At 50.5% G+C, this 23,153-nt stretch carries 20 protein-coding genes; 6 read left to right on the forward strand and 14 right to left on the reverse strand.

What is annotated here, in order from left to right; all coding sequences use genetic code 11:
* From CAG64_RS15915 to CAG64_RS15925, 3 genes are all read left to right on the forward strand, one after another.
* Positions 1-622: helix-turn-helix domain-containing protein (locus CAG64_RS15915; protein ID WP_202602289.1), on the forward strand; the 622-nt coding region annotated here is incomplete at its 5' end.
* Positions 623-747: 125 nt separating this feature from the next.
* Entirely contained in the window at positions 748-2,433 is a 1,686-nt protein-coding gene (locus CAG64_RS15920) for an AMP-binding protein (protein ID WP_021705945.1), read from the forward strand.
* A gap of 370 nt (positions 2,434-2,803) precedes the next feature.
* A complete protein-coding gene (locus CAG64_RS15925; RefSeq protein ID WP_161488642.1) occupies positions 2,804-3,709 on the forward strand; it encodes a LysR substrate-binding domain-containing protein in 906 nt (301 codons plus the stop codon).
* A 1-nt stretch (position 3,710) separates the two neighbouring features.
* Here the strand turns inward: CAG64_RS15925 and CAG64_RS15930 are convergent, their stop codons facing one another.
* On the reverse strand, positions 3,711-3,920 hold the full coding sequence (locus tag CAG64_RS15930; RefSeq protein ID WP_161488641.1) for a DUF1127 domain-containing protein: 210 nt from the start codon (positions 3,918-3,920) through the stop codon (positions 3,711-3,713).
* 98 nt (positions 3,921-4,018) lie between these two features.
* Here CAG64_RS15930 and CAG64_RS15935 point away from each other — a divergent pair, with 98 nt between their 5' ends.
* Entirely contained in the window at positions 4,019-4,942 is a 924-nt protein-coding gene (locus CAG64_RS15935; protein WP_161488640.1) for a LysR substrate-binding domain-containing protein, read from the forward strand.
* Between the two features lie 110 nt (positions 4,943-5,052).
* On the opposite strand, the gene fusA is transcribed toward CAG64_RS15935, so the two are convergent.
* Together fusA and radA are read right to left on the reverse strand one after the other, a co-directional pair.
* Positions 5,053-7,140 carry an elongation factor G gene (gene fusA, locus CAG64_RS15940; RefSeq protein WP_021705950.1) on the reverse strand — a complete coding sequence of 696 codons (2,088 nt, stop codon included), beginning with the start codon at positions 7,138-7,140 and terminating at the stop codon, positions 5,053-5,055.
* A 197-nt stretch (positions 7,141-7,337) separates the two neighbouring features.
* Positions 7,338-8,717 (reverse strand): DNA repair protein RadA, encoded by a 1,380-nt coding sequence (gene radA / locus CAG64_RS15945; RefSeq protein WP_161488639.1) that lies wholly within the window; start codon positions 8,715-8,717, stop codon positions 7,338-7,340.
* 140 nt (positions 8,718-8,857) lie between these two features.
* Here radA and CAG64_RS15950 point away from each other — a divergent pair, with 140 nt between their 5' ends.
* The gene (locus CAG64_RS15950; RefSeq protein ID WP_161488638.1) at positions 8,858-11,200 is read left to right on the forward strand and encodes a PilZ domain-containing protein; all 2,343 of its coding nucleotides are present in this window, start codon (positions 8,858-8,860) and stop codon (positions 11,198-11,200) included.
* A gap of 30 nt (positions 11,201-11,230) precedes the next feature.
* On the opposite strand, the gene serB is transcribed toward CAG64_RS15950, so the two are convergent.
* Positions 11,231-12,211: a phosphoserine phosphatase gene (serB, locus tag CAG64_RS15955; protein WP_021705953.1), complete on the reverse strand. Its 981-nt coding sequence runs from the start codon at positions 12,209-12,211 to the stop codon at positions 11,231-11,233.
* A gap of 116 nt (positions 12,212-12,327) precedes the next feature.
* On the opposite strand from serB, the gene CAG64_RS15960 reads away from it, so the two are divergent.
* Positions 12,328-12,939 carry a YtjB family periplasmic protein gene (locus CAG64_RS15960; RefSeq protein ID WP_161488637.1) on the forward strand — a complete coding sequence of 204 codons (612 nt, stop codon included), beginning with the start codon at positions 12,328-12,330 and terminating at the stop codon, positions 12,937-12,939.
* Positions 12,940-13,007: 68 nt separating this feature from the next.
* On the opposite strand, the gene deoD is transcribed toward CAG64_RS15960, so the two are convergent.
* The 10 genes from deoD to CAG64_RS16010 all read right to left on the reverse strand — a co-directional run bounded on the left by deoD (position 13,008) and on the right by CAG64_RS16010 (position 22,624).
* Positions 13,008-13,727: a purine-nucleoside phosphorylase gene (gene deoD / locus CAG64_RS15965; RefSeq protein ID WP_021705955.1), complete on the reverse strand. Its 720-nt coding sequence runs from the start codon at positions 13,725-13,727 to the stop codon at positions 13,008-13,010.
* Positions 13,728-13,815: 88 nt separating this feature from the next.
* Entirely contained in the window at positions 13,816-15,036 is a 1,221-nt protein-coding gene (gene deoB, locus CAG64_RS15970) for a phosphopentomutase (RefSeq protein WP_161488636.1), read from the reverse strand.
* Positions 15,037-15,091: 55 nt separating this feature from the next.
* Positions 15,092-16,420, reverse strand: coding sequence for a thymidine phosphorylase (deoA, locus tag CAG64_RS15975; protein WP_161488635.1), 1,329 nt, complete (start codon positions 16,418-16,420; stop codon positions 15,092-15,094).
* 92 nt (positions 16,421-16,512) lie between these two features.
* On the reverse strand, positions 16,513-17,289 hold the full coding sequence (gene deoC, locus CAG64_RS15980; RefSeq protein WP_021705958.1) for a deoxyribose-phosphate aldolase: 777 nt from the start codon (positions 17,287-17,289) through the stop codon (positions 16,513-16,515).
* A 259-nt stretch (positions 17,290-17,548) separates the two neighbouring features.
* Positions 17,549-17,719 (reverse strand): XapX domain-containing protein, encoded by a 171-nt coding sequence (locus tag CAG64_RS15985; RefSeq protein ID WP_021705959.1) that lies wholly within the window; start codon positions 17,717-17,719, stop codon positions 17,549-17,551.
* A gap of 200 nt (positions 17,720-17,919) precedes the next feature.
* The gene (locus tag CAG64_RS15990; RefSeq protein ID WP_021705960.1) at positions 17,920-19,182 is read right to left on the reverse strand and encodes a NupC/NupG family nucleoside CNT transporter; all 1,263 of its coding nucleotides are present in this window, start codon (positions 19,180-19,182) and stop codon (positions 17,920-17,922) included.
* 204 nt (positions 19,183-19,386) lie between these two features.
* Positions 19,387-20,184, reverse strand: coding sequence for a TatD family hydrolase (locus tag CAG64_RS15995; RefSeq protein ID WP_021705961.1), 798 nt, complete (start codon positions 20,182-20,184; stop codon positions 19,387-19,389).
* Complete coding sequence (locus CAG64_RS16000; protein ID WP_021705962.1) at positions 20,165-20,296, reverse strand: DUF5363 family protein; 132 nt, start codon at positions 20,294-20,296, stop codon at positions 20,165-20,167. The genes CAG64_RS15995 and CAG64_RS16000 overlap by 20 nt, the downstream gene beginning before the upstream one ends.
* 24 nt (positions 20,297-20,320) lie before the next feature.
* A complete protein-coding gene (yaaA, locus tag CAG64_RS16005; RefSeq protein ID WP_021705963.1) occupies positions 20,321-21,097 on the reverse strand; it encodes a peroxide stress protein YaaA in 777 nt (258 codons plus the stop codon).
* 96 nt (positions 21,098-21,193) lie between these two features.
* Positions 21,194-22,624, reverse strand: a complete 1,431-nt coding sequence (locus tag CAG64_RS16010) for an amino acid carrier protein (RefSeq protein ID WP_161453609.1) — start codon at positions 22,622-22,624, stop codon at positions 21,194-21,196.
* Positions 22,625-23,153: the final 529 nt, after the last annotated feature.

A 23,153-nucleotide genomic window follows, 5' to 3' on the forward strand; every position in this document is an offset into this window, starting at 1 on the left:
CGATAGCGGTAGTGATGTTTCTATTTTAAGTGAGCCTGCAATTACATTTTGTTTTTTTTATTACGATCCTAATCAGAATCAAAATTTATTATTAACTGCGATAAAAATTTGCCAGAACTTGAATAAAAACTTGGTGTTAATCTACAACGGAGAAATCAATCACGAGTTTCTGGAATTGAAAGTTGTGCTTGATCACTGTGATCTGAATTACTCCATATTTGAGAATTGGTTAATGACCCTCACTCATAGGTTGCTCAAGCAAGAGGATGTTTCTCAACAAACCCCGGTACTAAACTCCCATCCCAGTGATGAGATCATGCGGATCGTGCGTTTTATTGATTCCAACCTGAGTACCACCATCAGAGAGGAGGATGCGGCGGCCAAATGCCACTACTCTGTGACCTACTTTTCCAAACTGTTTCATAAAGTAATGGGGCAAAGTTTTCGCGACTACCTGATTGAAAAGCGGATTTCATTGGCAAAAAAGATCCTGTTGGAAGACAGAAAAGCCAAAATTGCGTTTGTCGCCTATCAATGTGGGTATCGTGATATCTCTTACTTTTCTCGCATCTTCAAGAAGCGAACTGGGGTTTCACCCGGCGTGTATCGCCAATTACATTAACCAGATCACTCTCTTGTCTCTAACCCGTTAATCTTGATTTCCAAAGAAAAGGCAACATGCTAATCTTAACAAGCTTTTAACATAATAATTATTAAACCAATTTGCCAATAACACGGAGTTAGAGAATGATTCAGCCTAACGAGTTAAGCAAAACAACCTGCGCTCTCCCGCCACCCAATGAAATGATTTTAAAATGGGCAGAGGAACGCCCAAATGAAGTCTATCTAAAACAGATCATTAATCGCCAGTTTGTTGAGTACACCTATGCAGAGGTCGCCGATCAGGCATTACGCCTGGTGACCGCCCTCAGAGAACTGGGCGTTCATCCAGGCGACAAAGTCGCCCTGGTATCAAAGAACTGTGCCGAATGGTTTATTTGTGATCTGGCCATGATGCTGGGCGATTACATCAGCGTACCGATCTTCCCTACGGCAGGGGCTGACACCATTGAGTACTGCGTCACTCACAGTGAAAGTAAAGCCCTGATCGGCGGCAAACTGGACAATGCTGACGCCACTCAGCAAGTCATCGATGCCATACCAGATCTCATCAGCATTGCACTACCCTATGACTCAGCGCCTAAGTGCCAACATCAGTACAAACAGTTGCTCGCCCAGTCGCAACCCAGCTCAGAACGTCCACAACATTACGATGATAAACTGATGTCTCTGGTGTACACCTCGGGTACGTCCGGCTTACCCAAAGGGGCCATGCTCACCTATGGCGCGTTCAGTTGGTCGGCGCAGCAGCTGATCAATCATATCGGTATCGAAGAAAACGATCGTCTGTTCTCGTATCTGCCGCTGGCGCACATTACCGAGCGTGTTTACATCTTTGGCTCGTCAATCATGGGCGGTGTCCCGACGGCTTTTCCCGAGTCGCTGGACACCTTCATTGAAGATGTAAAAATGCAGCGCCCAACCCTGTTTATCTCGGTGCCTCGTTTGTGGACCCTGTTTCAGCAACGTATTCAGGACAAACTGCCACAGAGAAAGCTCAATCTTTTGCTCAAAATTCCGTTCATCAATACCCTGATCAAGAAAAAACTTGCCGACGGTCTGGGTCTGGATCAGGCTCGTGTCCTCGGTTGTGGCTCCGCCCCGGTTTCACCCGCGCTGCTGGAATGGTATCGCAGCGTCGGCCTGAACATTACTGAGGCCTGGGGGATGACGGAATCATTTGCCTACAGCACACTTAACTATCCATTCCGCGCCGATAAAATCGGTACCGTCGGGAATGCCGGACCCGGTATTGAACTGCGTATTGCCGCCGATGAAGAGATCATGGTGCGAGGAAAAGGGCTGTTCTCCGGATACTACAAGAACGACATCGCGACCCAGGAAGCGTTTGATGACAACGGCTGGTTACACACGGGTGACATCGGCAAGATTGACCAAGACGGCTACCTGACGATCATGGGGCGTAAAAAAGACACCTTTAAAACGGCGAAGGGCAAATTTGTCTCTCCGGTTCCCATTGAGAAAAAGCTTTTTGAATACAGTCGTGTCGAAATGATGTGTTTGATTGGACTGGGGCTACCTGCGCCGATCCTTCTGGTGGTTCCGCATGATTTTCCTAACTTTGATCGTGCCCGTTATGAACGCACCACCAAAAAAGTCATCGATCGCATGAACTCAGAGTTGGAATCGCATGAACAGATCAAAGGGGTGCTCATGATCAAAGAGCCGTGGAGTATCGAAAACGGTATTCTGACCCCCACTTTGAAGATCAAACGCCACCTTCTGGAGCAGAAGTACCACGACATGGGTCAGAACTGGCCGAAAGGTCAACTGGTCGTGTGGGAAGAATAACGCACAACATAAAAGCTGCCCTGATGAGGCAGCTTTTTTCTTTCTATCTGTTCCATCTTCTCACTTTTCACCAATGTGCCCCAGCGCCAATTAGAGAAAATCACTGTAGTGACGACTTGCCTGATGTGAAGAATTTAAGCCGGTATCACGTTGTAGATGCGGATTCAATAACGCATACTCATTCGACGATGGCTTAGGTTCTTTATAAGTCAGGCTTTCCTTGTTCAAACTCCATATCAATTCAAAATGCCAGTTAATTGCGATCTTCATTGCGCTTCCCACCTTTACTCTCCGCTTTTTCAACGAATTATGGTGTGGTTCCGCTAAGATAACGAACGATCATTCATGACAATCACTATAAGCACAGATTATGGACAATCGACTCAGGCACCTTGCCGCGCTGCGTTATTTCGAGGCCGCAGCCCGTCACCAAAGTTACAGTAAGGCCGCTCTGGAGCTGCACATCAGCCAGGCGGCGGTCAGTCAGAAAATACGTCAACTCGAAGATGAACTGGCGTGCAAATTATTCGTTCGTCAAGGGCTAGACATGCGTCTGACCGCCAAAGGGACCACTCTCTATCAGCAAGTCAGTAATGGATTCGAACACATTCTGAATGGCCTGAACGCGATTCAGTCCGAGCCACTGGAAGGCATGCTGACCGTGAACACCACGCCTTCTTTTGCTTCCCGTTGGCTGATGCCGAAACTCTGGAAATTCACCATGGAGCACCCACTGATCCCGATCCGGGTTTACGCCACGACGGAACACCCGGTGATAAAATACGGCGAAGTCGATGTGGCAATCCGTCAAGGGCTGACCACCGATCTCGGCGCCAATCTATGTAAAGAGGTGCTGTACGAGGAAGCGGTTTATCCGTTCTGTTCCCCTGAACTGGCCGGCTCGATGCAACTAACACACCCCGAGCAGCTTTTGCAATGTTGGCTTATCCACGGAGTGGATACAAAAAACTTCACCTGGAAGAACTGGTTTCACGAAGCCGGAGTTGAAATGAGCGAAGAGAAGGTTCAATGGATGGAAGTCGGTACCTTTGATATGGGGCTCAGTGCGGTGATGGCGGGACACGGTGTGTGTCTGGGCACCGACAGTCTGGCGGGCGATTTCGTGGAACGCGGCTTACTGGTCAAGCCGTTTGACATCGGTATGTCACCTGGCGTGCGATATACCCTGTTCCACGATCCCGGCTCCTCCCGCCGTGCCCGGATAGAAGCATTTACCGGCTGGCTGCACCGTGAAGTGGCTCAGCTCAGCCGATGATTCAGTTGCGCCAGAACGGCTTACTTACTTCAGATGCTACCTGATCAGGGCTCAATCCCAAATCATCCAACAGGTGAGGCGGCAATTCATTCAAGTGACGACGCGAACGGTAGTTGTGATGCCAACGTTTTAACTGGCAAAAGTAATTCTTAACAAAAGTACCAGTTACTTTTTGGGATTCTCTCTGGTGTGTAGTGATAACTGTGTTCATACAGCCTCCTTGTAAGCAGCGTTTGTATGACTAATAATTAACGTTATCTGCCATTTCGACAAACGATACTCACTGGCACTAAGTTAAGGAGAACTTAAGTGAAAGAACGCATGCCTCCTCTGCAAGGGTTGTATTACTTCTATACCGCTGCCGAATTGGGTAGTTTCAAACTGGCCGCAGAAGCGTTGTTTGTGACCGCCGCAGCGGTCAGTCAGCAGATCCGCCAGTTGGAAGATTGGTTGGGGGTTGAGCTGTTCATCAGGCAACACCGGCGTGTCAAGCTCACCGCGGAAGGCGGCATTTTGTATCAGCAGACTAAGCGTGGTTTCGATCACATTCAGGACGGCGTGCGTCAGGTAAACCAGGATCCCAACCCGAACCAACTCTCGATTTCAACCCTGCCATCGTTTGCCCAACATTGGCTGGTGCCCCGTATTGGTCAGTTCCGCCAGCAACATCCAGAGTTGGCGATGTTGATTGAGCCGCGCAATGAACTGATCAATTTTCAAGACTCGAATGTCGACATCTGTATTCGTTATGGCCGCGGCCACTATCCGAATCTGGAATCGCGCCTGTTCATGGACGAAGTGCTCTACCCGGTGTGCCATCCACTCTACCAACAGCAGCACGACATCTATCAGCTTGACGACCTGCACCGTGCCGAACTGATTGAAGATACCTGGCCGGACATTAATTGGGACGTATGGCTGAAAAACATTGGTCAGTTACCCAAACCGACCATACAGTACCATGGCTCACAGTTCGTTCTGGAAGGCGCGCTGGCCGTTCAGGGGGTCGCCCTGACCAAACACAGTCTGGCGTTTCGTTATATTCAGGAAGGCAAACTGGTTCGGATCGGTGATATCGCCCTGAGGCCGGAATACCAATATTATTTGTGTGCTCCTGCAGGCTATTTCCGGCGTCCTAAAATCGCCCTGTTCTGTGAGTGGATTGAGGAGCAGGCGGCACAATTTCAATGTGAAGCTCAGTATAATCTGACGGTGATTGAAGCCAAATACTAACGTGGTATCCACACCATCTGAGCAGAACTGCACAAGACAACAGACATAAAAAAGCCCCGTAAGCTTTCACTTACGGGGCTTTTGTCAATCGCTTAACTTAACCCAAAGAATTACTTCTTAGCGTTACGCTCTTTAACTTCTGCGATTACTTGCTCAGCAACGTTTGACGGACATGGTGCGTAGTGTGAGAACTCCATAGAGAACTGACCACGACCAGAAGTCATTGTACGTAGAGTACCGATGTAGCCGAACATTTCTGACAGAGGTACATCACCCTTGATACGTACGCCAGTAGTACCAGCTTGTTGGTCTTTGATCATACCACGACGACGGTTCAGGTCACCGATTACGTCACCAACGTGATCTTCTGGAGTGAACACGTCAACTTTCATGATTGGCTCAAGAAGCTGCGGGCCCGCTTTAGGCATAGACTGACGGAATGCGCCTTTCGCTGCGATTTCGAACGCGATTGCTGATGAGTCAACTGCGTGGAAACCACCGTCGAACAGCTCAACTTCAACGTCTAGCGTTGGGAAGCCAGCCAGAACACCGTTTTCCATCATGCCAGCAAAACCTTTTTCGATTGCAGGCCAGAATTCTTTAGGAACGTTACCACCAACTACTGATGAAGAGAACGTGAAGCCAGAGTTTGGCTCACCTGGTTTGATGCGGTAATCGATCTTACCGAACTGACCAGAACCACCAGACTGTTTCTTGTGCGTGTAGCTGTCTTCAACAGGCTGAGTGATGGTTTCACGGTAAGCTACCTGTGGAGCACCTACTTCCAGCTCAACGCCGTAAGTACGCTTTAGGATATCTACCTTGATGTCCAGGTGAAGTTCACCCATACCTTTCAGGATGGTTTCGCCTGAATCTTCGTCAGTTTCAACCTGGAATGATGGATCTTCTGCAACCATCTTACCGATCGCGATACCCATCTTCTCGCTGCCGCCCTTGTCTTTAGGCTTAACTGCGATAGAGATTACTGGTTCTGGGAAGATCATTGGTTCCAGAGTACATTCGTGTTTTGGATCACACAGAGTGTGACCAGTCTGAACGTTCTTCATACCAACAACAGCGATGATGTCACCAGCTTGTGCTGCATCGATCTCGTTACGCTGGTCAGCGTGCATCTCAACCATACGGCCGATACGCTCTGTTTTACCAGTTGCAGAGTTCAGGATGGTATCGCCTTTCTTCATCTTACCTGAGTAGATACGGATGAAGGTCAGAGCACCGAAACGGTCGTCCATGATCTTGAACGCAAGCGCTTTTAGTGGCTCATCTGCAGATACAGTCGCAACTTCACCAGTCGCTTCACCTGTGTCTGGGTCAGTCAGAGGCTGAGGATCTACTTCTGTTGGCGATGGTAGGTAATCTACTACCGCGTCAAGAATAAGTTGGATACCTTTGTTCTTGTACGCTGAACCACAGTAAGTTGGGAAGAATGCCAGATCACGAGTACCTTTACGGATACAACGTTTGATGTCTTCCAGAGAAGGCTCTTCGCCATCCATGTAAGCCATCATCAGGTCGTCGTCTTGCTCAACAGCAGTTTCGATCAGCATTTCACGGTATTCAGCAGCTTTCTCTACCATGTCTGCAGGGATGTCTTGAACTTCGTAGTTCTCTGGCTGACCAGAATCATCCCATACGTATGCTTTCTGGCTTAGTACGTCAACAACACCAACGAAATCTTCTTCGATACCGATAGGCAGAGTCATTACTAGAGGAGTTGCCGCTAGAACGTTTTGTACCTGATCTACAACTTTGTAGAAGTCAGCGCCCATACGGTCCAGTTTGTTAACGAAAATCAGACGTGATACGTGAGATTCGTCAGCGTAACGCCAGTTAGTTTCTGACTGAGGCTCAACACCACCAGAACCACAGAATACACCGATACCACCGTCAAGTACTTTCAGAGAACGGTAAACTTCGATTGTGAAGTCAACGTGTCCAGGAGTATCGATGATGTTTAGACGGTGATCGTTCCAGAAACAAGTAGTTGCCGCAGACTGGATTGTAATACCACGTTCAGCTTCCTGCTCCATGAAGTCAGTAGTAGTTGAACCGTCGTGAGTATCACCGATCTTGTGGATCTTACCAGTTAGCTTAAGGATACGCTCTGTAGAGGTAGTTTTACCCGCATCTACGTGAGCAAAAATACCAATGTTTCTGTATTTTGATAAATCAGTCATTGTCTTACTCTGTTAATAAGGTATAAAGTGCGCGCAGAGTATATCATATTCTGTCAATACTGATACCTTTGCGTGCCGTTGGACGAAAAAAAACATTGGGGTAGAAAACACCACCCCAAAATCATAGTCAAAAATCGGATTTTATGTCGCCACTCTTCTGGCATCACGCGGATTTGCAACAGGAAATCATACCAGAGTTACAGCTCATCAAACGCTTCAATCGCCTCAGATAACTTTTTCACGCCGTGGATTTGCATCCCCTCGATGCCACCTTTGGGCATATTCGCGGCAGGCACAATCGCCTTTTTAAAGCCGTGTTTGAACGCCTCATTCAATCGTTCCTGACCACTTGGTACTGGTCGGATTTCGCCTGCTAACCCGACTTCACCAAATACGACCACGTCTTTTGGCAACGGACGATCACGAAAGCTCGACAACAGCGCCATCAACAACGCCAGATCAGCGCTGGTTTCGGTGACCTTGACGCCACCAACCACGTTCACAAACACGTCTTGGTCCGCCATCTGCAAACCGCCGTGCTTATGCAGCACCGCTAATAAAAGTGAGAGCCGGTTTTGCTCCAAGCCCACCGCGACCCGGCGCGGATTCGCCAGTTGGGAATAATCCACCAGCGCCTGAATCTCAACCAGCAAAGGCCGGGTCCCTTCCCAGACCACCATGACCGAACTGCCGGAGGTTTCTTCTTCTCCCCGCGACAGGAAGATTGCCGACGGGTTGCTGACTTCACGCAGACCCTGACCGGTCATGGCGAACACCCCAAGTTCATTCACCGCCCCAAAACGGTTTTTGTGGCTGCGCAAGGTGCGAAAACGGCTATCCGTACCACCATCGAGCAACACAGAGCAGTCAATAATGTGCTCCAGCACTTTCGGCCCGGCCAGTGTGCCGTCCTTTGTCACGTGACCGACGATGAACACCGCGACATTGTTTTGCTTAGCGTAACGCGTCAGGGCAGTGGCAGATTCACGAACCTGCGCCACACTGCCCGGGGAAGATTGAACATCAGAGACGTGCATCACCTGAATGGAGTCAATCACCATGATGCGCGGCTGCTCTTTTTCGGCCACCTGGCAGATTCGGTCAACGTTTGTCTCCGACAACATTTTCAGGTTGTCTTTTGGCAACCCAAGGCGTGAAGCCCGCATCGCGACCTGTTGCAATGATTCTTCCCCGGTCACATACAGCGTAGGCATCTGCGCCGACAACTGGCACATGGTCTGCAGCAACAGCGTCGACTTACCTGCTCCCGGATTACCCCCGATCAGGATCGCAGCGCCCGGAACAATGCCACCGCCCAGTACCCGGTCCAGCTCTTTGAAACTACTGGTAAAACGAGGCACCTCCTGCAAATCGATCTCCGCCAGAGTCTGAACCTGAGCTTCCGTCGCCGAACCGGCGTAACCGGCTAAACGCTCGTTGCGCGCCACAGTCGGCGATGCTGCCAGACGCACCTCTGAAATGGTGTTCCATGAACCACAGGCGTTGCACTGACCCTGCCAGCGCGGAAAATCGGCGCCGCAGTCATTACACACATAAGCACGCTTTGCTTTTGCCATTTGTCCCCTAAATTATCTAAGTCTGTGACGTGATTTTGAATTTAATGATAAAACACTTATTGAATCAGTCTATGAAGTGACTCAAGATCTGATTATCACGGCCGATGAGTCATATAGTAAGGACACTCTAACAGAAAAATATGCAGCAAACCGAAATTCTCTCGCTCGCAGAGCAGCTGATCCCTGCCTATCAGGCAGACGACTTTGACTTCGTGCTTTCACAACTGACCGAAGGACATTCGCCTGCCTTTCGCCTGCTGGTCAAAATGGAACTGAACCGGATTATGGCCCCCTGCTCACGAGCCATCGACTTACGCGGCCGGGTTCAGGGTGAGTGCCGTGAGTACCTGCTGGACGGTCTTTCGCACTGGCTTGATGATGTGGCGTTCAACGCCTATCACAAAAACATCAAAAAATTCGGCGCTTATACCGAAGGCGTGTGGGAGGCGATGCAGAACACCCACAATAATTTCCGCATCATGCAGCAGCGCGGTCAGCGTTCAGATCGCGAGCTTACCAGCGCCAAAAGCCCGTATGAGCTGGAGCCCGTTACGCTCGGCTATGACCTGAAGCGCAAAGAGAACCGGCTCAAACTCTCTTCTCAAGTGGAAATCATCCTGCCCAGCGCCCAGTTGGTGCATGGGGTGAGTGTGGATCTGTCCGCTTCCGGCGCACGCTTTAAAGTACCAACCGCGTTCAACTATAAACTCGGTGAGATCATCACGGTTCAATTTGTTGAGCTGAGTAAGAGTTCAACGGTGGACGGGATTGCCAAGCCGTTTCAATACCGGGTGGTTGGCATTGATGACTCGTACGACAACGACGCGGTAAAATTTCTGCGCACCATCCGCCTGACCGAATCCAAAGCCATTGAACTGGCGATCATTGAAGCACTGCACAGTGAATCGCAACGCGCCCGTCACGACAATCAGGATAAAATCATTCGGGCCCGTACTCGCGGGTTTGAACACACCTACCTCAAGCACACCTGCAACCTGCCGCTCTTTTTCAGTGGTAACGAACTCAAACTGGTACTGATGACGGAGAACAATCAGCCCATCTGGCAGTACTGGCACGACGAACGCAATCAGCAAGCCCTGAGCAGCCTGTTCAATGCACAGCGTATGGACTTACTGACGCGTCCGGGCATGCGCGGTAGCAACAATATGCTCTACTCATTCACCCACGAACATCAGGATAAGAGTCTGTTCTTCTCGATGATGATGCCGGAGGCCACTCGAGAAGAGCGCCAACTGTTCTGGCATGTCGGCGCTAAGCGCGAGAGCTGGAAAGCTTTCCGTTTATCGGTGTTTGAACTGTCGGAAGAGGAGCGTCAGGAACTCAGCCAACACGCGACGGAGTTGTCTTTGGCGACCGAGTCACTGACTCACTGCGGTATTTTGCAGGAAATCGCCAATCATGAAGTAGCACACGACTATCTGCTGTCTGACAAACCGCGCCTGGATGCCAACGCCTTGAAAAAGTTCTGCCACTCGCGCCAGAGCACCAACCAGCCACTCAGTCTTTACTTTGATGCCCGCTCGCGGCGCAAAGAGCCGCGCTATCAGTTTCAGTCACCGTTAGAGCTGAGGTTCCAGCAACAACTCATTGCCGGTAGCACACTGGATATCTCGAAACGCGGACTATTTGTGGACCTGACGGAGCGGCTCAACGCGAAAGTGGGTGACAAATGCTACATTAATTTTCACGAATTACAGCTGTACGACAAAGAACTGCCGCTGACCCGGGTGCCTTATCGGGTGATCCGTATCAGTCCGGAAGGACGGCGCGTACAACTGATGATTGAAGATACCCGGGAAACCGCCAAAACCGTCACCTTCCTCAACCGGTTGATTGAACATAACCTGGATAAACTGACTGCCAAACAGGAACTGCTGCCCAGCAATGCACTGCTGGAGAGTCTGCATCATGTGTTGCTGGATAAAATGGTCTGCTCACCGATTTTTGTCGAAAAGCGCGCCGCGACGCTTTGCCCGAGAATGATTGGGGTCAATTACCCGCTCCAACCCTATCTGGCATTGTTTGCCAAACTCGGCCATGACCACAAACTGTCGTTAGAACCGGTCTTCAAAGGACGCAGCAGTACCTTGTTATCACAACCAATGAAACGGATTGATGGTGCGGAGCCGCAATACCATGAAATTTATCTGGCTGCGATCAAGTTCGGAAGCCGGATTCAGTCGGTTCAGACCAAACTATTGAGTGAGTTTACCAGCACCAAAGAGCGGATTGAGTTTATCAAGAATGCACAAAATTTCGGTGAGTTTTATGCTTTGCGACTCTCCGGGGTGCCGGTCTTTGACCCCATGACCGAACTACTGCGCAAAGACATCGCCGAGCTGGCGCCGATCAGCCTGTTTCAGGCACGGACGCTGGAAAAGGACATCAACGCCATCGCCGGTTATGGCGAGATCGTAGATATCACCGAAGAGGTGTTGATCAGGCTCGAACTGACACGTTAAAAAAAGCGAGGCTGAGCCTCGCTTTTTTGTTTAAGGCTGACGCTTCCAGCTGATTTTCTGTTGCTTGACCAGCCCGGCAGATAAGATACACAACACCCCACCGAGTCCGCTGTAACGCACAGCAGACTGAGCCTGAGCTTCCACTTTCGGTTTGGCATGATACGCCACGCCCAAACCGGCAGCTTTCATCATCACCAGATCGTTCGCCCCATCACCGACCGCCACCGTGTTGTGCGCTTCTATCTCATACTGATCGGCAAGCTGTTCGAGAATGTCCGCTTTCGTCTGCGCCGACACGACATCGCCGACGACCTTGCCCGTCAGCTTACCAGCAACGATTTCTAATTGATTGGACTGCGCATGATGCAGACCCAGCGTTTGCTTAAGATGATCGGAGAAATAAGTAAAGCCGCCCGAAGCGATCGCGGTTTTCCAGCCCATGGCGTTGAGGGTGTTCACCAACTCGGGCAGATCCGGCATCAAGGGCAAATCGCGGCGTACGGTGTCTAGGATGGCTTCATCCGCTCCTGCCAATTTGGCCACGCGCTGACGCAAACTTTGTTCAAAGTCCAGTTCCCCAAGCATTGCCCGCTCGGTCACTTCCGCCACTTCTTCCCCCACGCCAGCCAGCTTGGCCAGCTCGTCAATGCATTCGATCTGAATCGCGGTCGAGTCCATGTCCATCACGATCAACCCCGGTTTAGACAGATCCGGAATATCATTCAGCCGGGCATAATCCAGCTCCATAGCTTGGAGGATTTTCTCATGCTCGTCCGTCAGCTCGCCTTCCATCAGAGCAACTTCGTAGGGCCCAACCTTCCAACAATCCACTACCGCGTTGTAATAACCGGTAAAGAAGTCGATGTCATCAAACAGCTCTGCGGTCAGGTAGCCGCCAAACACTATCCAGTTGGCACGCTGTTTGTCATGCAACGTGGCGCGGCGGGTTTCTGGTAAGCGGTTCACCAATGAGGAATAGCGCCTGATCGGCAGTGTCGTTAACTTTTCCATGTTTGCGGTTCCGTATCCGAATTTTTGTTAAATCTTCTGAAACGTTAACCTATTGCAATTTAACTACGCAAGTCTCAATATGAGCGAAAACCAAAATTATTGTGGTTAGGAATATTATGGACTCTTCACTTTTTTCGTTTCGAGTCGCCCTTCGGGTCCTGATTGTTCTGTCCCTGATCGCCATGATCGGTGTGATCGCCGTTAACAGCGTCAAAATCAGCAAAGGCAACGAGAAGATCCAGAACAATCAGTTGGAAACACTGACCAAGGTTCTGATCTCTCAGGCATCATTGTCGGCTGGTGACATGATCGTCCAGCAGGATCAAGAAAGCCTGCTCAAACTGACGAACCAACTGGCGAAAGATAATCTGGTGTTTGACGCGACGATTTACGATGCCGAAGGTGTACGACTGGCGGCCAGTGATGATGCTTTATCCGCCCGTGAAGTTCTCGGACTGGATACCCCGCTGGCCACGGCCCGCATCGGCCGCCAACAACTGGTAGAGCCGGTTTTTCACGAGAATAACCTGATCGGTTTTGTGCGTGTTACGTTTGAGACTGGCAAAGTAACGGCGATTTCAGATCACTATTACCGTAAAAGCGATCGCTACATGTACACCATGATCCTACTAAGCTTCATCATCGGTCTGCTGCTGCCGCTGGTGATCCGACGTAAGAAAAAAGCCAAAGGGGAAAACCTGCTGCTGCGCGACATTCTGCCGCACTAACGTCAAATTGTTCCGAGACAAAAAACCTCAGCCATGGCTGAGGTTTTTATCGTTGAGAGCCGGTAATCTTACTGCTTATCACCCAACAATACGGAGTCGAGAGCGATCACCATCATGTCGTTGAACGTGGTTTGGCGTTCATCCGAGGTGGTTTGCTCACCCGTTTTGATGTGGTCAGAGACAGTACAGATGGTCAGCGCTTTCGCGCCATACTCGGCGGCGACACCGTAGATGCCTGCCGCTTCCATCTCTACACCGACAATGCCGTATTTATCCATCACGTCAAACATGTCAGGATCCGGCGTGTAAAACAGCTCTGCCGAGAACAGGTTACCGACCTTCACTTCAATGCCACGTGCCGTTGCCGCTTCCTCAGCTGCTTTCACCATCTTGTAGTCTGCAATCGCCGCGAAGTCGTGGCCTTTGAAACGGATACGGTTCACTTTCGAATCGGTACACGCGCCCATGCCGATCACCACATCACGCACTTTAATGTCTTCGCTGACCGCACCACAGCTACCGACGCGAATGATTTTCTTCACACCGAAATCTTTGATCAGCTCAGTGGCGTAGATAGAGCACGACGGAATACCCATACCGTGCCCCATGACCGACACTTTACGACCTTTATAAGTACCAGTGAAACCGTACATGTTGCGCACATCACACACCTGCACTACGTCATCCAGAAACGTTTCCGCTATGTATTTCGCCCGCAATGGATCGCCCGGCATCAGTACAACATCCGCAAAAGCACCCATTTCAGCATTGATATGTGGAGTAGCCATTGTTTATTCCTTTCTTCTGAGTCGCCGGGAGTGTTGCCCGGCGTTCGATTCATTTCCAGGCGGCCTCTGCTCGTGGCCGCAGCTCGTATTACAGGAAGTTCTTACCGTAATCCATCGCTGAGGTTCCGAAATAGGACGCCAGCGACTGACCGATGTCGGCAAATGAGTCACGACGGCCCAACGAGCCCGGTGCGACTTTCTTACCGTAGACGATCACCGGGATATGTTCACGGGTATGATCAGTGCCAGGCCAGGTTGGATCGCAGCCGTGGTCGGCCGTCAGGATCAGCACGTCATCGTCTTGCATGATGTCCAGCACTTCCGGTAGACGCAGGTCAAAGTACTCCAGCGCGGCAGCGTAGCCTGCAACATCACGGCGGTGGCCGTACGCCGAATCAAAATCAACGAAGTTGGTGAAGACAATCGTATTGTCGCCCGCCGCCTGGATTTGTTCGACCGTTGCGTCGAACAGTGCCGGAATACCGGTCGCTTTTACTTTCTTGGTGATCCCACAATGAGCGTAAATATCGGCAATCTTACCAATAGACACCACATCGCCCTGCTTCTCATCCACCAGTTTTTGCAGCACGGTAGCAGAAGGTGGCTCAACAGACAGATCACGGCGGTTGCCAGTACGCTCGAATTGCCCTTTACCCGGGCCGATGAACGGACGCGCGATCACACGCCCAATGTTGTAATCTTCCAGCTCTTCACGTGCGATCTGGCAAAGCTCCAGCAAGCGATCCAGGCCGAAAGTCTCTTCGTGACAGGCAATTTGGAACACCGAGTCCGCAGAGGTGTAGAAGATTGGCTGGCCCGTCTTCATGTGCTCTTCACCAAGATCGTCCAGCACCTGAGTACCAGACGCGTGGCAGTTGCCAAGGAAACCATCCAGTCCGGCACGCTCCAGGATGCGGTCTGTCAGGGCTTTCGGGAAGCTGTTTTGTTTGTTGGTAAAGTAGCCCCATTCAAACAACACAGGTACGCCGGCAATTTCCCAGTGGCCTGACGGCGTATCTTTACCTGACGAGAGCTCTGCCGCGTGCGCATACGCGCCGATGATGTCCGCGTTCTGATCCAGACCAGGTGCGAAACGTCCAGTGGACTCTTTGTGCGCCATCGCCAACCCGAGCTTGGACAGGTTTGGCAACGTCAACGCGCCCTGGCGCTGCGCATTGTCGGCCTCACCGGCCGCACACTGATCGGCAATATGACCCAGCGTGTCTGAACCAACATCCCCAAATTGCTCTGCGTCTGCAGCGGCACCGATCCCAAAGGAGTCCAGGACTAAAATAAATGCTCTTTTCATTGCTTGTTCCTCAGGCTCACCGGACACGTCAGCGACCGGTGGGCCTTGTTGATGTTTATACGTCTTCAGCGCGGATTTGACGGTATACGTCTGGGGTTGCTGTGTACTCTCCCCCCACCTTAATCGCCGCTTGCAGAGCCTTGGCCGCTTCCTGCCACTGCTCTTCAGTTCGTGCGTGGATCATCGCCAGAGGTTTGTCGGCACCGGCCGTTTCGCCAAGGCGAATAAAGTGATCAAACCCGACAGCGTAGTCGATGCTGTCAGTCGCCACACGGCGGCCCCCCCCCATCGCCACGACAGCCATACCAATCGCGCGGGTGTCCATCGCACTGACAACTCCGGATTGTTCAGCGTACACCGGTTTAATAATCTCGGCTTTTTCCAGATAGTTGTCGTAATGTTCAACAAAGTCTTTCGGACCACCCAGGCCCGCGACCATTTTGCCAAAACACTCAGCCGCTTTGCCGTTATCCAGCACTTGCTGCAACTTAGCGTGCGCATCGTCGCTGTCTGTGGCCAGTTTGCCCAGCACCAACATCTCAGCACACAGTGCCATGGTCACTTCCAGCAGACGAGGATTACGGTATTCCCCCGTCAGGAACTGCACGGCTTCACGTACTTCAACCGCATTGCCCGCCGATGACGCCAGAACCTGGTTCATGTCCGTCAGGATTGCCGTGGTCTTAGTGCCGGCACCGTTAGCCACTGCCACAATCGACTTGGCCAGCTCTTCCGACGCCTCATACGTCGGCATAAAGGCTCCGGATCCGACTTTGACGTCCATGACCAGAGAGTCCAGACCCGCGGCCAGTTTTTTCGACAAAATCGATGCCGTGATCAGTGAGATGTTATCCACAGTCGCAGTAATATCACGTGTGGCGTAGACCCGTTTGTCTGCCGGAGCAAGATCGCCAGTCTGGCCAATAATCGCCACGCCAGCATCCTTCGTCACCTCACCAAACACATCATTGGTCGGTGTAATGTTGTAACCAGGAATCGCTTCCAGTTTGTCCAGCGTTCCGCCGGTGTGACCCAAACCACGGCCAGAAATCATAGGCACAAAACCGCCACAAGCGGCGACCATTGGCCCCAACATTAGCGATGTCACATCCCCCACACCACCGGTGGAGTGCTTATCCACGATCGGGCCAGAAAAGTTCATGTGGCTCCAGTCGATGACCATGCCCGAGTCGCGCATCGCACACGTCAGTGCAATCCGCTCATCCATGGTCATCTCGTTGAAGAAAATCGTCATCGCGAAAGCAGCGATCTGCCCTTCCGAGACCGTATTTTTCGCCACGCCCTGAATAAAGAAATTGATTTCGTCGGCGGTAAGAACTTCGCCATCGCGTTTTTTGCGGATAATTTCTTGAGGTAAATACATTAGTGCCTCCCAAGCTCTGAGTGCAGAGCCATGGTATGTAGGATAAGAGGTAAGATGGTGAGCGCTCGCTCACCATCGTTCAGACGTTAGTCTCAGTACGCTGAAGGGTCAGCGACCTGGTCCGTTACTTCTAATGTATTCAGTAGATTTGTTAGCAGGCTTGAAGCACCAAAGCGGTAGTGGCGCGCGTCAACCCAGTGATCACCCAGGATGTCATCGGCCATTGCCAGGTACTGTGCTGCGTCTTCAGCAGTGCGAACACCGCCTGCAGGCTTAAAGCCTACTGTTTCCGCAACACCCATGTCACGGATCACTTCCAGCATCATGCGGGCGTATTCCGGTGTAGCGTTCACCGCCACCTTACCGGTTGAGGTTTTAATGAAGTCCGCACCGGCTTCAATACAGATTTGTGACGCTTTCTTGATCAGCGCTTCTTCTTTCAGCTCACCCGTTTCGATGATCACTTTCAGCAAAATATCGCCACACGCTTCTTTACACTGTTTTACCAGCTCGAAACCCACTGTCTCATCACCGGCCATCAGCGCGCGGTATGGGAATACAACGTCAACTTCATCCGCACCGTAAGCAACGGCAGCTTTGGTTTCAGCAACAGCGATATCAATGTCATCGTTACCATGTGGGAAGTTCGTGACCGTTGCGATACGAACGTCTGGTGTACCTTGCTCACGAAGTGTCTTCTTAGCAATAGGAATAAAGCGAGGGTAAATACAGATTGCAGCAGTGGTACCTACCGGTGTTTTAGCATCGTGACAAAGTTGGATGACCTTGGCATCAGTGTCATCATCATTCAACGTCGTCAGATCCATTAATTTAAGTGCGCGTAGCGCGGCTGCTTTTAAATCGCTCATTTCTATCTCCGATCAATATTCAAAAATTTTACCCTTCAGCCTCACTGATATGGTGATATGGCTGAACAGTCATTAATGAACGGACTTGGTTCCCTGAAGACTCGGCATATACAGCGAATACATGCCAATTGCTATCCTTGTCACCGCACAGTACCAGTTTGGTCTATGGCACAACAATCTGCGATTGCGGTGTCTAACGTGTATATCGGGCAGACGAATCCACCACCAGCGCCAATCATACTCCCTGTATAAATCCGCGCTAGCTAAAAAACTTCTCAATGATCCATTGATACGTCACGCCACCTAAGTATACCCCGACAATTCCCATCACTCCGGCCAACACAGGCGGGGCAGGAACAGGCAACTTGATGACTGAAAACAAGACTCCAACCACGAACCCGGCAAAGGTTGCGAGGATTACGTCATGCATCGTACTGACCCGCTTTTCTCTACGTATATACAGTATAGGTATTTATCGCAAAACTGTAGTTGAGCTGAGAGCGCAAACGGTTTGTATCTCAGTTTTTCCATCGCTGTGTTTTTGCAGCGTGAAAAACGAAAAACGCCCCGCAGCAATCTCTTGCTACGGGGCGAGTTATCGTGGCGTCTATATAGTCTGACTCTACTTACTTAGAAAGACAGGAAGAAGCCAGCAATTGTTGCTGCCATCAGGTTAGACAGTGTGCCTGCTGCTACCGCTTTCATACCGTAACGAGCGATGTCGTGACGACGGTTCGGAGCAATACCACCCAGACCACCCAGCAGAATAGCGATAGATGACAGGTTAGCAAAACCACACAGAGCAAACGAGATGATTGCCGTTGTCTTCTCAGACAGTTGCGCGCCTGTTGCTGCGACTACTTGAGCATTTTCACCCACGTAAGGCACAAAGTTCAGGTACGCTACGAATTCGTTTACCACCAGTTTCTGACCGATGAAAGAGCCAGCCAGTGTAGCTTCACTCCATGGAACACCGATAACAAACGCCAGTGGAGCAAATACCCAACCCAGGATCAGTTCCAGAGTCAGCTCAGGGTGACCCAACCAGCCACCGATGCCGCCCAGCATACCGTTGATCAGCGCGATCAAACCGATGAATGCCAGCAACATCGCACCGATGTTCAGAGCCAGTTGCAGACCCATAGAAGCACCGCCAGCAGCTGCATCGATCACGTTTGCCGGTTTGTCGTCACCGCCATCGATATCAGCATCAAGATCTTCATTAGCTTCTTCCGTTTCCGGCTTGATGATCTTAGCGAACAGCAGACCACCTGGCGCCGCCATAAATGACGCTGCAACCAGATATTCAAGGGGCACACCCATTGATGCGTAACCCGCCAGAACACCACCAGCTACCGATGCCAGGCCACCACACATTACTGCAAACAGCTCAGACTGAGTCATGCGAGGTACAAACGGACGCACAACCAACGGTGCTTCAGTTTGACCCACGAAAATGTTAGCCGCTGCAGACATAGACTCGGCACGTGAAGTACCCAGAGCCATTTGTAGGCCGCCACCTAAAATCTTGATGACCCATTGCATGACGCCCAGGTAGTAAAGAACTGAGATCAGTGCAGAGAAGAAGATAACGGTTGGTAGCACCTGGAAGGCAAAAATAAAGCCGATTCCGTCAACAGAGAAGTTAACCAGGCTGCCAAACAGGAAAGTGATGCCGTCTTTACCGTAGTCGATAACGTTCTGAACACCAGCAGAGAAACCTGCCAGCAGGTCACGACCCCATGGTACGTAAAGAACGAAACCACCGATTGCGAATTGGATAGCAAATGCACCACCCACGGTTCTTAATTTAATAGCTTTTCGGTTGTCTGACAGTAGGTATGCAATTCCCAGCAGTACTGCCATGCCGATCAGGCTCATAAACAGGCTCATAGTTTATGACTTCCTTATAAGTTGTTTGTTGGCGTGTTACAAAATGGAGCTCTTAAGCGCGGGCAATTATACTCAGCCCGTCAGACATAAAGTAACGCCGCCCTCACACTTTCTTATAAGATTCATAATGCGTTCACTCATTAATGTGAAATGTATCACTATTCGGCCGGTTTCTGGGTAGGCAACGAACAATTTCTTTAGAAACTATTCACAAATACCGAACGCCAGATTGCTTATTTTCCAAACAGAACTAGCAACCGTTTGCTTATCCTCTTGGCGCAGTACAACCAATGCCTCCAGTATCTGAGCTAAACGCTTGGGGTGATTGGGCTCACCTTGGTATCCCATCAGTGGCATATCCGGAGAATCCGTCTCCAGAACTAAGGCCTCCAATGGCAATTGAGCAATCGCATTTCGCGTCTTTTTTGCGCGACTATAGGTGATAGTGCCACCAACTCCGATCTTAAATCCCAGCTCAACAAACTGCATGGCCTGTTGGTAACTGCCTGCAAATCCGTGCAGCACACCGCCATAAGAAAAGCGAGTCTGCTTGAGCAGTTGCAGCAATCGGTTGTGGGCTTTTCGGCAATGTAAAACCAAGGGCAGCCGATGTTGCTCCGCCAGCGCAATCTGAGCCAACAGAAACTGCTCCTGCAAGCTGACCTCAACATCAATAGCAAAATCTAGCCCGCACTCCCCCACGGCCACGCACTGCTGTGAACGGCGTGTCAATAAGCTGGCTAAGCGATCCAAGTCGCTCAATTGGTAACGATGGAGAAAATAGGGATGGCAACCAAGAGCGATAAACAGCTCGCGATGTTCACTGCTCAGTGTCAGCAGACGCTGCCAGTTATCCGGACCAATAGCTGGCAGCAATAAACGGGTCACACCATGACGTCGCGCGGCCGACAACTGAGCGGGAAAATCGTCGGCAAACACGTCAAAGTCGAAATGGCAATGCGTGTCGAACAGAGGAGAAAAATCAGGATTCACGCTTGTCATGCAGTGGATCCTTGCGATAAGGCACGCAACTGCGTTTGTTCTCCGGCGTCAATCCCATCGACTGACACCAGGCATCGTAGCGTGCCAGTACACGTTTGAACCATGTCAGCATTTCCGCCTCCTGAAAATCTCTCGGTTAAGCCTGCTCTTCGCGTTTGAACACCAGTTCGGTTGGCGTCGATTCTTCTTCCACGAAGTAGTAACCGGCCGTATCAAACTGAGTCAGCTGCGCGACCGACTCGATGCGGTTCTCTATAATATAACGAGCCATCATGCCACGCGCTTTCTTGGCGTAGAAACTGATCACTTTGTACTGGCCGTTTTTACAATCTTTAAACACTGGTGTAATGATTTGGCCGTCGAGATGTTTCGGTTTCACCGCTTTGAAATACTCGTTTGATGCCAGATTAATCAGTACATTATCGCCCTGAGCCTGCAAAGCATCGTTCAGCTTATTGGTAATAATCGTATCCCAGAACTGATACAGATTCGTACCACGGGCATTGGCCAGCTTGGTACCCATTTCAAGGCGGTAAGGCTGCATCAGATCAAGTGGCTTGAGCAAACCATACAGTCCGGAGAGCATGCGCAGGTGTTTCTGAGCGTACTCAAAATCGGCATCGCTCAGCGTTTGCGCGTCCAGCCCGGTATAGACATCGCCTTTAAACGCCAGAATCGCCTGACGCGAATTATCCGGCGTAAATGTCGGGCTCCATTCGGCAAAACGCGCCACATTCAGCCCGGCAATTTTATCACTGACTTTCATCAATGCAGATACATCCGCCGGGGTCAGCTTACGGCACTCCTCGATCAACTCGGCTGAGTGTTCCGTCAGTTCTGGTTGGGTATAGTTTTCGGTCGCCAGTGGCGATTCATAGTCGAGCGTTTTGGCCGGAGAAACTACAATAAGCATGACTTTTCTTTCCTGATTATGATTTGCTATTAGCTTATAAAAAAAGCCATGCATTGTCTGCATGGCTTTTTCAATCATTGTAATAGCGGGGAACAATCAGTTTTTCCGGTTGTTGTCCCAGATACCCTCTTCCAGCTGAGATTTCAGCTCTGGATAATCGTTGGCATCAAAAGTCGGTACTTTGCCAGCATCCAACTGACGGTTGTAGTCTTTCGCCAGTTTGATCACGATGCCAGACAGCAGCAGAATCGCTACCAGGTTGACAATCGCCATCAGCCCCATCGAGACGTCCGCCAGTGACCATACGGTTGGCAGTGTGGCCAGAGAACCAAACATAACCATGCCCAGAACAATCACACGGAACACCATCAGACCTTTCTTGTTATTGTGCTCGAGGAAGATCAGGTTGGTTTCAGCGTACGAGTAGTTCGCAATGATCGAGGTAAAGGCGAAGAAGAAAATCGCTACCGCTACAAAGATGCCACCCCAGTCGCCCACTTGTGAGCTCAGCGCACGCTGCGTCAGTTCGATACCAGTGATTTCACCGTGCGGGACATATTCACCCGACATCAGGATGATGGCCACCGTTGCAGTACAGATCACGATTGTATCAACAAACACACCCAACATCTGCACATAACCCTGAGACGCAGGGTGTGGCGGATACGGTGTGGCGGATGCGGCTGCGTTTGGCGCAGAACCCATACCCGCTTCGTTCGAGAACAGACCACGTTTGATACCATTGATCATTGCCTGGGCAATCGCATAGCCCAGACCACCGGCCGCCGCTTCCTGGAAACCAAAAGCACTTTTCACGATCAGCGCCAGTGCTGCCGGTACTTTTTCGTAGTTGGCAAACATCACGAAGAACGCCAGAACCAGGTATGCCAATGCCATGACTGGCACGATAAGTTCCGCAGTGCGGGCGATCTTACGGATACCACCGAAGATAACGAACGCTGAAATCAACACAATCACGATGCCCACATGCAGAGGCTCCACGCCGAAAGCGTTGTTCATTGCGTTAGTGATTGAGTTCGCCTGTACCGCGTTGAACACCAGACCAAATGCAATGATCAGGAAGACAGAGAACAATATCCCCATCCAACGCATACCGAGGCCTTTTTCCATGTAGTAAGCCGGACCACCACGGTAGTTGCCGTCTTTGTCACGTGTTTTGTAAAGCTGAGCCAAGGTACTTTCGGCAAAAGATGTCGCCATCCCCAGCATCGCAATCAACCACATCCAGAAAATCGCACCCGGACCACCAGCAGTCAGTGCCACGGCGACACCCGCCATGTTACCGGTACCGACGCGGGCAGCCAGACTGGTGCACAGAGCTTGGAAAGAAGAAATACCGGCACTGTCTGCTTTGCGGCTGTTTTTCAGCACACTAAACATGTGGCCAAAATGGCGGAACTGAATGAAACCAAGACGCAGCGTGAAGTAGATACCTACGCCGACCAGTAGATAAACCAGAATCGATCCCCAAAGAAGATCGTTCATCAAATTGATTAAGTCTGTCACAAGAACCTCTCATAGGTGTTTTGCGCTGCTCTTAACTGGAAAAGCTTAGCTCCGAAATGCACAAGCTGCTTGCTGACATCCTTACAAGCAAGGTGATAGTTAGAGTTTTTGGGTGCAGTTCGTGTCGAGATAGCACTCATTTATCGAGCGTTTACTCAAAGCAGCGTCATTTTAGACGGGGCGGATAATGCAGTCTGGGGCGTGAAAAATCAATACGCACACAGTTGCACTATGGTGTTATTTTTCACTAGAAAATCACCTTTTCTTAACACAAAGCACAACATAAAAGCCACAAAGACCGCATAAAAAACACTACATTTTGTAACATTTAAATCTATCCTTCAATACAAACTAACGTATCCAGCCGGAAATCCGCCAGCCCTTTGTCAGTAAGGATTCGCATCAAATGAGATTTTGCTTAACTAAATCTAAAACCACAGAGCAAAGTTACTAAACTGATCTCACTCGCCGGAAAACCATCCGCGCTTTGAATGTGTACGAATTATTAACATGGTTTTTTTTCAATTTA

Source organism: Vibrio sp. V38_P2S17PM301 (genome assembly GCF_009904845.1).
GTDB classification, from domain to species: Bacteria; Pseudomonadota; Gammaproteobacteria; order Enterobacterales; family Vibrionaceae; genus Vibrio; species Vibrio proteolyticus.